The sequence below is a fragment of the Mangrovibacter yixingensis genome, assembly GCF_020523985.1.
GTDB lineage: Bacteria > Pseudomonadota > Gammaproteobacteria > Enterobacterales > Enterobacteriaceae > Mangrovibacter > Mangrovibacter yixingensis.
Map to the genome: position 1 here is coordinate 1796072 of NZ_JAIVKM010000001.1, position 13054 is coordinate 1809125.

The window sequence follows — 13054 nt, forward strand, 5'->3', positions numbered from 1 at the left end:
GCCTCCAAACCTTCCCCGGTAAACGGGCGTGCAGCACGCCCGTTATCTACCTGGAACAATTACTTGCCACCCAGGCCTTTTTTAGCCAGTTCTTCTTTGAAGTTGTCACGCGTAATCAACACAACATCGGTGACTTCGGTAAATTTCGGTGGTTCAACACCTTTGGTAACCCAGTTGTAAAGCATTTCGCTGGATTTATAACCGTGCACATCCGGGCTCGGTAACAGGGAGCCATAGAAGCCCGTTGCTTCCGCTTTCGACAGTTCGTTAACTGCGTCAACCCCGTTAATACCGATGCCAATGACATCATTTGCTTTGAAACCCTGGCCTTCAGTTGCACGCACACCACCCAATACGGTGTTGTCGTTCATCCCAACAATCAGCCAGTGTTTCACTTCCGGGTGTTGTACTAACAATGAGTTACCAGCATCAAAGGCACCAGGAATATCGTTAGATTTGGTTGGTACCTGGTAAATTTGTTTGGCCGGGAAACCGGCTGCTTTCAGCGCATCCATTGAACCACTGGTTCTGCGGCGAGCGGTATCCAGCTCATTTGCGGTGATAGCCATCACCCCAGTTTTACTGACATCCCAGCCACGTTTTTGCATCTCCTTGTACAACTCCTGGCCCTGGCGCTCACCAATTTTTGTCGCTGCCATCATAACCAGTGGAACTGTATCCATTGGTTTACCTTTGGCATTAACAAATTGGTCATCCACGGCGATAACTTTCATCCCGTAGCCACGGGCTTTTGCAACGATGGCAGAGCCCAGTTTGGGATCAGGGGTGCAAATAACAAAACCTTTCGCGCCATTTGCCGCCAGGCTGTCAATCGCATTCAATGTTTTTTCACCATCAGGTACGGCAATTTTAATAACATCAAAACCAAGGTCCTTGCCCGCCTTGTCGGCAAAACGCCACTCAGTCTGGAACCAGGGTTCTTCGGGCTGTTTCACCAAAAAACCGAGTTTCAGATTTTCCGCCATAGCGGATTGTGACATAACCGCAGCAAGGCCAATTGCCGCCAGCGCTTTAGTAAATTTGTGCATGGTAAACTCCAGCATTTATTTTCTTGTGTGCAGGGTAGTGAACAGAAAATGTTCTTTTTTTCAAACGTTAACAGCGTGCCGGGTTTTTTATGCCCAAAAGGCCGAGAACGCAAAATAGTTTTAGCGGGAAATTAAAAATCCATAGGAGAGCAAAATCACACGGCTGAATTTTAGTAATTCTGTACATAGATTCAGCAATTAAAGGCATAAAAAAGTGCTAATATGTATGATGAATCAGACGTTACTAAGCAGAAAAATCCATATGACCAGCAACGAAATCCTTGTAACACTAACGCTAATCCCAGGAAGAATCTTTCATCAGCATCAGATGAACCTGAACCACAATTGATGACAAAAAAACCATCACAGGAGAAAGAACGCTCTCACAGTGGCGTTAATATAAACCCGGCATTAAGATAGCAATGATGCATTTCAAACCATTTTTAATTCGCGATATCCATAGCCAGATTCAGGATTGTATTTCATATAGTGAAAAACTATCTCTTAGTTGTACATTCATAGCGAATAAAAATGTTAGCCGTAGTAAATTATTTTTAAATAAAATGAAACATGCCCCACATCAAATAAAAAATTTAATTACCAACACAACAAAATTGAGTTATTCATAAGCATAAATACTCGTTAAATCAACGCACTAAGAAATATATACATAGCACACTAACCGTGCTCATTTATTAGCCAGCAAATAGTCTACTTAATGAATTAAGTAAGTAAGCGTAAAAATCCCCGTTAAGAGTATCCTTATTTTTATAGTAGTTGTATGCTAAAAAGAGTTATACAAGGAATAGCAACTGGTATTGATTGCACAATGGTGCGGCGAACGGTGTCGTTCATAGCAATGTTGTTCATAACGATGCTGATCAAAACAGTGTTGTTAAAACAATGTTGTTAAAACAATGGCGTTCAAAAAAAATCCAGTAAGAAATAGATTCTGGCTGATTATTAATCTGCTGCGTTTATTCAGTTTCTTCGTGAATTAAAAAATCACAGGTATCAGGAAAATAAGGATATTGTTATGGTCGTAATAGATATTGTTTCGAAGCTAAATGTACAAATGAACCGTGAGTTTTACTCGTCTAATCTGTATCTGCAATTGAGTGCATGGTGCGTTGAGCACAACCTGCACGACACGGCACATTTTCTGCGTACTCAGGCTCAAGGTACAGTAACACTGATGATGCGTTTTTTTGATCACTTGAAAAAAATGGGGGAGAACCCGGTAGTGCAACCCATAGAAGGTGGGTTAACAACAGGATGCAGTTCACTGCCTCTGTTGTTTGAAAAAATGTTGAGTGACTACCATTTTCGAGCCGAAAGCCTAAACCAACTTCAAGATGAAGCAACCAGTATCAATGATTTATCTACCCTTTTATTCTTGCAGCAAATTGAAGAAGTGCAACGCAAGGATGAAGCCTTGTTAATGAAAATGTTAGAGATGGTTCGCGAAGCAGATGCATCAGGAATGTGCCTCAGGCAAACCGACCATATTCTGGCAAAGGCGGTAATGGCCTGAACTACCTGCAGCAACGTATTTAGCCACCCGCCACAAACAACCTGTGTTATCTAACAGCCCTCAACCCCGGCAACTGCGCCGGGGTGGTTATTCTCCCGACCACAGCCTGTTAGTGGGCATCGTTTTGGTGGGAAAACTTCAGTTCAATCAACGCCACCGCTTTTTGTACCGCACGCAACGTCACCGGGTCAGCAGATGGGTGGCCAGCAAAATCAATTGAACGCAATTGTGTGGCCATTTTCTCGCGTACTTCAACTGGTGCGATAACATCAATCACATCCAGTATTTGTTTGATGACTAACTGGCACGCGACCACATCAGAAACCAGTTCATCTTCCTGGCTAAACGATCCGGACATTGTTTTTTCCTCTTAAAAAACCTCATGGTACCTGGATACGCAGCAAAACGGTAGTTCAGAGCAGGAAAACCTTGTAAAGACGCGGCTCCGGTATGCATTTTCATGAAACAGATCTCTGAAAAGCGGGAGCAATATCCATATTGTTTATTCCCTAAATAGCTAAAGACAACCTCGCACAAATATATTGGAAATAAAAAAATTCTGCGTGCATCTCAAAATCATCATTTCTTTACGTAAAAAATGACCTTTAGTGACCACCTTCACGTTTCAATACAAATATTCAAATTATAAGAACCGCAATACCTAAAAATATGAAACAGAGGTTCAAAATGATTTCTGGTAATACTTCTCCCCTCAATACTGCGGGGCAGCGGCAGATCAGTTTACGGCACCAACTGGCTTACGGTGGGGGAAACTTACTCGGTAGTGGCGCACTGGCAATAAGCGGTGCATGGTTACTTTATTTCTACACAACATTTTGTGGGCTAACCCTTATTCAGGCTGCATTTATCTTTTCTGTTGCCAGCATTATTGATGCTATCAGTAACCCGTTAATGGGGTATTTAACCGATAATTTTTCACAGACAAAATTAGGTAAACGCTTTGGTCGCCGCCGTTTCTTCTTAATGCTCGGGGCACCATTAATGATGTTTTACCCACTTCTCTGGGTAGATGGATTCGGCTTTTGGTATTACCTTGTCACTTATGTCACCTTTGAGCTTATCTACACCTCTGTCATGGTGCCTTATGAAACGCTGGCAACCGAAATGACGGACAGTTTCACATTGCGTTCAAAATTGACCGGGTACAAAGCCATTTTCGGTAAACTGGCGAACTTTCTGGCCGCATTCATTCCTGGCCAATACATACTCATTTTTGGCAAAGACTCTGCCCAACCCTTTTTCCTGACTGGCCTGACTTACGGGGTTATTTTGTTTGTTGCCATTGGTTGCCTGTATACCAGCACCTGGGAAAAAAGTAGCCACACACAACAAGACAACACAAACACCAAACCGCGTACAGTAACCGGTACACTGTTGTCACTGGCAAAGGATATGTCTTCAACGTTTCATTTGCGTGTTTTCCGTAAACACCTTGGCATGTATCTGTGTGGGTTTGGTGCTGAGTGGCTGTTCGCATCAATATTCACCTACTTCGTGATTTTTGTATTGCAACATGATCCTGCAATGGTCGCCGGGCTCAATAGCCTGAACTCCATTCTGCAGCTCTTCTCAACCGCCATTTTTATTGGTGTGTGCGTTAAATTTGGTTTCAGCCGCCCATACATGATGGCACTGAGCGTAGTTATGGTTGCCGTGCTGTTTTATACCGCATTGTGGTTCTTCCACTTACCGGTGCATAGTGCAACTATCCTGATGTTCGCCATTACGGTGCTGTTTGGGCTGGGTACCGGCGGCGTTTATTACATTCCATGGACGGTTTACACCTTTCTGGCCGATGTCGATGAGGTTTTCACAGGCCGCCGCCGCGAAGGAATTTATGCAGGTGCAATGACATTTGCAGGTAAGATTCTGCGTTCCGTAATTGTGTTCGTGATGGGCGCTATCCTGAGCTTCTACGGATTCCAGTCCAAAGCCCATACTCAGCCAGAAAGCGCAGTGACCGCCATCGCTGTCGTGTTTTGCGTAGGTGTAATTATTCTGGCCCTTGCTGCGATTGTATTCAGCAGCCAGATGAAACTTAACCGGCGGACACATCTGGTAGTATTAGAAGAAGTTAGCCGTGTTAAAGCTGGCGGGAAACTAGAGGATATTAGCCCTGAAGCGCGGAAAACCATTGAAGAGCTTGTTGGTCACCCTTATGAAACCTGCTGGGGCAACAGCAAACTTTTCAGTAAAGCCAGACCTGATTCAGAAGGTGCTACAGCCGTAACGGCGGTTGCCTCGCAACGCCAATAACGTTGCCTGTTGAACACTGGATATAAAAAAACCTGCTTCATGGTGGAGCAGGTTTTTTTTATCAAAACATTGAGCCCGGCGGGACGTCTTTAAATGTTTTGCAGTAGTTTTCAAACATGCTTTTCAAAATGCGACGCAGTTTCATGGTCAAACCTCATGTATGTTATGCAGGTGTTGCTCAACTGAGGTATATAATATGACCTTCATCACAAAAATCAACCAATTTGTGAGCTGTATCGCAAAAAAAATTTGGTATCTTTAAAATTTTGTTAATAAGAAAGGCCTTGTAACACTCCCCCTCATCTCTCATACATTTTACCCGGCTCTGCATAATGACGTACTGTAAGGCATGACAAATACCCCAATAAAACCAGCAGTTACGGTGGATTTTGGTATCCGTTTGTACATAAGAACTCACTGTTTTTCCCCCTGATAAGTTTTCCCGGGATCCCGTACAAGGAGGAGAATTTAATGAAAGGGATGATTAGCCATCACAATACGCGCTAAGGAAGTGAGCCGGGCCCGTTCAACTAACAACAGTCTGGTGAGGGTAAACCAGCAACATGCTGAGGTGTATCGAACCCTGAACCATAGAGCAATCTTACCAGCAGGCCAGCATGATGAAAAAAAGGCCAGCATGCGCTGGCCTGTGGAAATGATTGTTTTGTTGATTAGCCAAGAACTTCGCGAACAAACGCTTCAATTTCTTTATCCTGGCAGTGTTCGAAGAAACACTTCTGGAAACGTTCACCAGACACAGCCGTTTTAACCAGTTCACGGTCAACCGCACGCAAACCTTCCAGGTAATCTTTAACCAAAGCCCCTTTCACCTGGTTCAGAATGCCAGCATTACGTACTTGCGGCTCTTTACGCTCTGGCGGGTAACCTTCCCCGTTACGGCCAGTGAACGCCTTTTCAAAGATAAAGCGCACATTCAGCTCGGCACCCCAACCAAAACCTTTAGCAAAAGGTAAAGAGAGCGCATTACCATTGTTGATCTGAGCAAACAGGAAGGCATCTGCCGGGTCAATACAGTAACCGCAAACAACACCCGGGTGGATATTAAGTGACATCAACGCGCCCTGGCCTGTGCCACAACCCGTTACAACGAAATCCACAGCTTTAGAATTCAGCAGCAGGCTTGCCATAATACCTAAGTGAATGTAGGTCAGGTGGTGGTCCTGCTCATCGCTCATACCCACGTTGAAAACTGACAGGCCTTTTTCATCTGCAACCGCGTTCAGCTCTTTAAGGACAACGGCATTCTTGCTTGCCTGACTGTTTTCCATCATCAGTGCAACTTTCATTCTATTCTCTCCTGAATCGTAGCGTGGTTTACCCACCAGATTTGCGACTTGATGTACTAACAATACTACCACGCGAACATACTTTCAAATTTAATGAAAACTTGTTTTAAAAATTACAGTCTGGTTCACAGTTTACTTTTGAACTCTCGCATGCGCTGTTGTTTGCTCAACGTTCAATGCCCGTTATTTGGCATAAAAATGTATTGTCTGCTGTAACACTGTTATGGGGAAACAAACGAAACAACCAGGAATCTGTGCACTGTTTCAGCCCCCCAAACTTCACTAATTATGTAACAGCAACCGCCTTTCTCCCTTTATTCTGCCGATTGCTCTTGCTGTATATCTCCTACAATCACATTTATTTGTCGCAGGCATTCAGTATGAGAAGAATAGTTATTGCGGTTTTATGCGCTTTAGTAGCGAGTTGCACAATTACTAAAACACCAGAATTTGTTGGTGGTGACCGCACCAGTGGTGTAGTGCGCCTTGCCTATGACTTGCCACCATTACAAAACGCCAGGGTAGACCAGTACATGGCACAGAATAATGCCAACCGTGCCTGCCAGGCCTGGGGGTACGCCACGGCTCAGTCATTTGGCGACCCCATTACCACTTGTACCACAACCAGTGCATCAGAGTGCCTGAACGAGCAAGTGACCACTTCCTGGTTGTGCCAGGGGCAATTGATTCATAGTAGTACAGCGGGCTATTAATTAAGGCTTTCGATACGGGCAATACGGTGTGGCTAAGGCAACACAATTTTGTTGTTTTAGCCATACTTTAAGCAGCATACCTCCATGCTTCACCTGTGGGGATAGTACTGCTTCAAGTCTCTTTTTTTTGTTCATTATTGTGCACCCTGCAGGCAGGTTTTTCGCACGAACTTCTATACTTGAACCTGTCCAGGGATGTCGTTTTCAGGTCAACTGACATTACAAATATCATTATGTTACAAGCCAAGTTATGGCCCGGATAACGACATGAATGAAGATAATGAACGCCAGAAACTCTACTTACGTGAAGGGAATATACTACTTTATGGCAATGCTTTTAACGGCCTTGCTATCAGTGGGTTAGCAGCAATCACGCTGTCACTAAGCTTTCTCACACCGGAAAACCGTGCAGGTAAAATCACCTGGCTTGCCATAATGCTGGTTATTCTGGTTTTGCGCTGTACAGATATTTTTATCTGGCGGCGCCTTTCCAGTGTGGAGCAGGGTAAAGGCCGCTACCACCGGCGATTCAGTATTGGGGCATTAATCACTGCAGCCGTTTGGTCTGCTTACAGCTTGTTTTTCTACCCTTCTTTTAGCCCGGAAGAGTTCACTTGCGTGGTGGTTATTTTATCCGCCATGGCTGCTGGAGCCACCTGTATCTTGTCCGGACACCCATTACTGGCGTCCCTGTATTCCTGCATAATGTTACTCCCCTGCTCTTTTATTCTTTTACTACTTTCAGAAAGTTACAAAGTCCATTTGGGTATCCTTGGTATTTTCTTCACGCTGGCGATGGTGTTTTCATCACTCACTGTATCCCGCTATATTCGCAACGCTATTTTCCTGAAGTACAAAAACCTCACCATGCTGGAGCATATGGAAGATCTGGTACGGCAGCGCACTCAGGATTTATACAAACTCTCAAGGATGGACCCACTGACTGGCTTGTATAACCGCTCCACTTTTTTGGAACAGGCAAACCAGTTAACCGACCAGTTCCACCAGCAGCATATCAATGGCTACAGTGTTTTTTTTATCGAACTGGATAGTTTTAAACACATTAACGATACACTTGGGCACACTTATGGCGACGCGCTCCTGCGTAAATTCAGTGCAAGATTGCGCGAATTTTCTGATGACAACACCTGGTTTTGCCGTTGGGGCGGAAATGAATTTATCTTTGCCACCGCACTCACAGACCCGGGTGAATTATATTGGGTAGCAGATGCCATGCTGGTGCGTTTTGGTATGCCTTATCGCATCGATGAACAACAAGTGTCCCCCCGTTCAACCATTGGCATCGCAATCTGCCCTGAACATGGCGATAACTTGAATAAACTGATTCAACTGGCGGACATTGCGATGTATGCGCAAAAAGACCAGGTTCATGAACGTATCGCTTTTTATAACAAGGAACTGGAGCACAGCCTGCTGCGCCGTACTATGCTACTTGAAGCGTTACGTTCAGCTCTGGCAGCCAGGGCATTTAGCCTGGTTCTTCAACCTATTGTCAGTGCAAGCAGCCAGCGGATTGCTGGTTTTGAGGTTCTGTTACGCTGGCAACACAATGGCGAAAATATTTCACCGGTAGAATTCATTCCACTCGCAGAACAAAGTGGTCTGATTGTCCCTATCGGCTATTGGGTACTGGAAAATGCCTGCAAAATACTGACCGAAATGCCACACACAACAGCGACTCTCTCGGTCAATGTTTCCGTTATCCAAATGCAGGACACACAATTTGTCGATACCGTGGCCCAGGTGTTGCGTGAACATAAAATCCCTCCCGGACGCCTTCACCTGGAGGTAACTGAGACCTTCTTTCACCAGGAACAGTACGGTGTAAAAGAAACGATCAGCCGGTTGCGATTGTTGGGCGTAAAAATTTCTATTGATGATTTTGGGACGGGTTACTCAAGCCTTTCCGTCATTCAAAATCTGAATATTGATTATGTAAAAATTGACCGCGCCTTTGTTGCCAATATCTTCGATAAGGGGCAGTCGATTATTTCGGCAGTGATGACCATTGCCCAGGGGCTTCATTTTCAGGTGGTGGCTGAAGGAGTGGAAACACCGGAACAGGCAGCTCAACTGGCCAAATTCGGTATTCATTTTATGCAAGGCTATTACTTCAGCAAACCACTTCCTCCGGAACAAGCACTGGCATTATTACCCCAAAAAAGACTGGATAGTGCCTGACAGATATTGTTGATTTGGTGAGCAGACGCGCTGCAAGGGCATGTTGAGGAGCAGATTTGTGTTATATTTCACATTCTTTATTGTCAGCGTTATTGGCTTTACTTCCCGAATGACGCGCTGTTTTATGGCATGACGCAGCTATGCAAATCTCATCACGCACTAAAATTGTCATTCATTTATGTGGGTTTCTGGTCCTTCTTTATAGTCTTTCAATGATCCCTCCCATGCTACTGGCCCTGATTGATAAAGACCGTAGCCTGTTTGCTTTTTTGACTACCTTTGCCTGTTTTTCAGTGCTTGGCGGTTTTTGTTGGGTGACCACTCGCCAGGAAAATGTGCAACTCAAAACACAAGATGGGTTCATTATTATCGTTCTGTTTTGGTTGCTTTTTTCGCTTATCAGCGCCATGCCCTTATGGCTTAACGACAGTCTGCATATCAGCCTTGCTGATGCACTATTCGAAGGCGTTTCAGGCATTACAACCACCGGGGCATCGATATTCAATAATGTCAGCCTGCTCCCCCGCTCAATTCTCTATTATCGCGCTCAACTGAATTTTATTGGTGGTTTAGGCGTTATCGTACTTGCCGTAGCTGTACTGCCTTTACTGGGTATTGGGGGTATGAAACTGTACCAATCGGAAATGCCGGGGCCATTTAAAGAAGAGCGGCTGACACCAAGGCTTGCAGATACATCACGTAACTTATGGTTTACCTATTTACTGCTTGGGCTTGCATGTACCGTGGCATTTATGCTGGCAGGGATGCCCTGGTTTGACGCGCTGTGTCATGGGTTATCGACTGTCTCGCTGGGCGGGTTCTCCACCCGGACAGAAAGCATTGGCTTCTTTGACAGCCAGGCTATCGAAATGGTGGCAGGCGTGTTCTCGCTGTTGTCAGGGGTTAATTTCACTCTCTATTTTGTTGCTATTATTCGCCGCAGTATAAAGCCTTTTCGCCGCAACCCGGAGTTGCGATTTTACTTTATTGTCGCAGGCATTCTGGTGGCTATCGTTGCACTTGAAGTTTGGCGCGCGGGAATGTATTCACCAACAGAATCACTGGTACATGCGTTTTTCCTCACCAGCTCAATGCTAACCGATAACGGCCTGGCGACCGGCGATTATGCGCACTGGCCTACACATACCATTGTGTTGCTTCTCAGTGCCAGCTTTTTTGGCGGGTGTGTGGGGTCTACTTGTGGTGGGCTAAAAATGATGCGCCTGCTGATTTTATTGCGCCAGAGCCGCCACGAAGTGCATCAATTAGCACATCCGCGCGCCCTTATCAGCATTAAAGTGGGCAAAACGGTGATGAGTGACAGAGTCGTCCGTTCTGTCGGGAGTTTCTTTTTCCTGTATGCGGCTTGCACCGGGTTATTTATTTGGCTGTTGAATTTAATGGGGTATGACCTGCTCACTTCATTTGCGACCGTCGCCGCCTGTATCAATAACATGGGGTTGGGCTTTGGTGCCACAGCCTCCGGGTTTGGCGGCCTTTCTGAAAGCGCAAAATACTTAATGTGCGCTGCAATGCTGCTTGGCCGCCTTGAAATTTACCCGGTACTGATTTTGTTTTCACGTACCTTCTGGCGCAGTTAATGCGCCACTGAACCTCACGCCACCAGAGGGAGCGTAAAACGGAAACAGGCTCCCTGCTGGGAAACCAGTTCAATCCGGCTGCCATGTAACTGCAAAATTTGGTGCACCACCATTAACCCCAGCCCGCCCCGGGACAGGCTTTCTCCTTTTAGCAGTGCCGGGCGGGTGAACAAGTGGTTGCGTTTTTCTTGCGGTATGCCAGGCCCATTATCAGCAACCTCAAGAATCATTTCCCCCGCTTCCTGCCAGGCTCTGACAGAAATGGTTGTCCCCTCTGGTGTATGGCGGATCGCGTTATCCAACAAGTTCGTCAGCACACGTTCAATCATACCCATGTCCGCACTGACTGCGGGCAAACCTGTCAGCGGTTCAACCTGCAAACGCTGGTTACGTGTTTGCGCGGCCAGCGCCATTTTTTGCATTACATCCTGTACCAGGTCCTCAAGAGAGAACGGTGTTTTATCTGGCGTAATCACACCATACTCAAGGCGCGCCAACTCAAACAGCGATTGTGCCATCTGGCTCACTTTACGGCTTTCTGCCAGCGCTATTTCCAGATACTGGCGTTTGTCTTCATCAGACAGGTTTTCACTCAGCAACAGAATGGATTCAATATAGCCATGTATAGCCGTTAGCGGTGTGCGTAAATCATGAGAGACAGTAGCCAAAAATGCCCGGCGCTCCTGGGTTTCCTGAGCAAGTTCAGCCCACTGGCTGGCAATTTTCGCCTCCATCAAGGTAACCCCTTGCGACAGGCTAACCAACTCCTGGGCCATGCAGCAGGTATCAGGCTCTGGCTCAGTTGAAGCCTGTGGTTGCGCAAGGCTGATTTGCTTCACCCTGCGTTCCAGAAGCTTCACCGGCCTGGCGATCCAATGGAATGTTGCCCCACCAAGAATCAGCAACATGATGAGCAGTAATACCAGAGAAGCCACAACCATAACGCCAATATTATGCTGCCAGGCCATGGCATGCAGCGCGCTATACTGCTCACCTTGCAAAATGACGTACACATAGCCACGCACCTTACCCTGGGTAATAAAGGGAGCGGCGCTGAAGACTTTCTGCCCATGCAATTGGCGCGGATCGTCACCATACACCGGGAATGAGTCACCATGTAAAAACGCCATTACCGGTTCAACTGACACTTTCTGCCGTTTAAGGTGGCCGGGCGGAGCCGCATCATTAATAATCATGCCCTGAGGATCAATCAGATATAGTTCAACATTTGGGTTAACAGCCATCAGGTTATTAAATAGCGCTCTGGTTTGTTCCCCCGCCATCCCTTCATCTGCCAGACGAGGGTACTGGCGAACCAGGTGTTGAGCCAGGCCCGCGGAAAGCTGTTGGACAACAGCGTTTCCATAGTTGCGTGTCAGAGAAACCTGAATACCTGCCAGCAATGCGCCGCCAGACAACAATAACAAAAGAAATAACGCACCCAGTCTGCGCGATAACGTGCCAAATACCCGAGTCACTCACGCCCCTCACTGCCTGGTGGCAAAAACTTATATCCCTGCCCCCACACGGTCACAATAAACTGCGGCCGGGATGAGTCAGTCTCTAATTTAATACGCAGGCGGTTAATATGCGTGTTCACTGTATGTTCATAGCCTTCATGTTGGTAACCCCATACCTGTATTAATAAATCCAGCCTGGAAAAAATTTCCCCTGGGTGGCGGGCGAAAAAATAGAGTAGATCAAATTCACGTGGAGTCAGTTCAAGCTCTTGCTGGTTCAGAGTGGCATGCCGGCTAAGTGGATCAATAGAAAGTCCTGCAAAATGCAGCACGCCAGCGTCACGTTTAAGCGTATCACTCATGGCTTGCTGGCGGCGGAACAGTGCATTGAGGCGGGCCAATAACTCTGGGGCAGAAAATGGCTTAGTAACATAATCGTCTGCCCCAAGGTTCAACCCCTGGATGCGCTCACTTTCGCCGGTACGGGCGCTGACAATAATAATGGGCATATAGCGGGCCTGAGTACGTGCATGGCGGCAAATTTCCAGGCCATTCACTTCAGGGAGCATCAAATCAAGAATCAGCGCATCCCAACCACCACGACTAAGCAGTTGCATACCACGAGCGCCCTCAGTGGCGAGTGTTGTTTCATGGCCTGCATTGCGTAAATGCAACTGTAATAAACGAGCAATGTGTGGGTCATCTTCGATCACTAATATGCGCCGGGTCTCGCCCATGAGGCCTCCTGTTTATTGGTACTCCCCCGAGTTTACACAAATCAGCAGCACAGATTTATCACATTTTATTTAACTTTATACCTGCCAGACCGCGCCATTCGTAACCCGAGGCTAAATAATATTTGCGTCATTATTAAATAATAAATGCATCTTATTCTCTTTTCGTTTTATGAG

At 46.2% G+C, this 13054-nt stretch carries 11 protein-coding genes; 5 read left to right on the forward strand and 6 right to left on the reverse strand.

Going from position 1 to position 13054, the window contains the following annotated elements:
• Positions 1 to 59: 59 nt before the first annotated feature.
• Entirely contained in the window at positions 60 to 1049 is a 990-nt protein-coding gene (locus tag LC084_RS08310; protein WP_226570697.1) for an arabinose ABC transporter substrate-binding protein, read from the reverse strand.
• Positions 1050 to 2085: 1036 nt separating this feature from the next.
• Here LC084_RS08310 and LC084_RS08315 point away from each other — a divergent pair.
• Entirely contained in the window at positions 2086 to 2583 is a 498-nt protein-coding gene (locus LC084_RS08315) for a non-heme ferritin-like protein (protein ID WP_226570698.1), read from the forward strand.
• A 109-nt stretch (positions 2584 to 2692) separates the two neighbouring features.
• Here LC084_RS08315 and LC084_RS08320 read toward each other — a convergent pair whose 3' ends face one another.
• Positions 2693 to 2941: a DUF2766 family protein gene (locus LC084_RS08320; RefSeq protein WP_226570699.1), complete on the reverse strand. Its 249-nt coding sequence runs from the start codon at positions 2939 to 2941 to the stop codon at positions 2693 to 2695.
• A 329-nt stretch (positions 2942 to 3270) separates the two neighbouring features.
• On the opposite strand from LC084_RS08320, the gene LC084_RS08325 reads away from it, so the two are divergent.
• Positions 3271 to 4860, forward strand: coding sequence for an MFS transporter (locus LC084_RS08325; RefSeq protein WP_226570700.1), 1590 nt, complete (start codon positions 3271 to 3273; stop codon positions 4858 to 4860).
• Between the two features lie 61 nt (positions 4861 to 4921).
• Here the strand turns inward: LC084_RS08325 and azuC are convergent, their stop codons facing one another.
• Positions 4922 to 5005 (reverse strand): stress response protein AzuC, encoded by an 84-nt coding sequence (azuC, locus tag LC084_RS08330; RefSeq protein WP_226571181.1) that lies wholly within the window; start codon positions 5003 to 5005, stop codon positions 4922 to 4924.
• Between the two features lie 526 nt (positions 5006 to 5531).
• Positions 5532 to 6167, reverse strand: a complete 636-nt coding sequence (locus LC084_RS08335) for an RpiB/LacA/LacB family sugar-phosphate isomerase (RefSeq protein ID WP_226570701.1) — start codon at positions 6165 to 6167, stop codon at positions 5532 to 5534.
• A gap of 380 nt (positions 6168 to 6547) precedes the next feature.
• On the opposite strand from LC084_RS08335, the gene yecR reads away from it, so the two are divergent.
• From yecR to LC084_RS08350, 3 genes are all read left to right on the forward strand, one after another.
• The gene (yecR, locus tag LC084_RS08340; protein ID WP_226570702.1) at positions 6548 to 6880 is read left to right on the forward strand and encodes a YecR family lipoprotein; all 333 of its coding nucleotides are present in this window, start codon (positions 6548 to 6550) and stop codon (positions 6878 to 6880) included.
• 267 nt (positions 6881 to 7147) lie between these two features.
• The gene (locus tag LC084_RS08345) at positions 7148 to 9082 is read left to right on the forward strand and encodes a putative bifunctional diguanylate cyclase/phosphodiesterase (protein ID WP_226570703.1); all 1935 of its coding nucleotides are present in this window, start codon (positions 7148 to 7150) and stop codon (positions 9080 to 9082) included.
• 140 nt (positions 9083 to 9222) lie between these two features.
• Positions 9223 to 10683 (forward strand): TrkH family potassium uptake protein, encoded by a 1461-nt coding sequence (locus tag LC084_RS08350; protein WP_226570704.1) that lies wholly within the window; start codon positions 9223 to 9225, stop codon positions 10681 to 10683.
• Positions 10684 to 10697: 14 nt separating this feature from the next.
• Here LC084_RS08350 and LC084_RS08355 read toward each other — a convergent pair whose 3' ends face one another.
• Positions 10698 to 12161, reverse strand: a complete 1464-nt coding sequence (locus tag LC084_RS08355) for a sensor histidine kinase (protein WP_226570705.1) — start codon at positions 12159 to 12161, stop codon at positions 10698 to 10700.
• A complete protein-coding gene (locus LC084_RS08360; protein ID WP_226570706.1) occupies positions 12158 to 12880 on the reverse strand; it encodes a response regulator transcription factor in 723 nt (240 codons plus the stop codon). Before LC084_RS08360 ends, LC084_RS08355 begins: the two co-directional genes overlap by 4 nt.
• Positions 12881 to 13054: the final 174 nt, after the last annotated feature.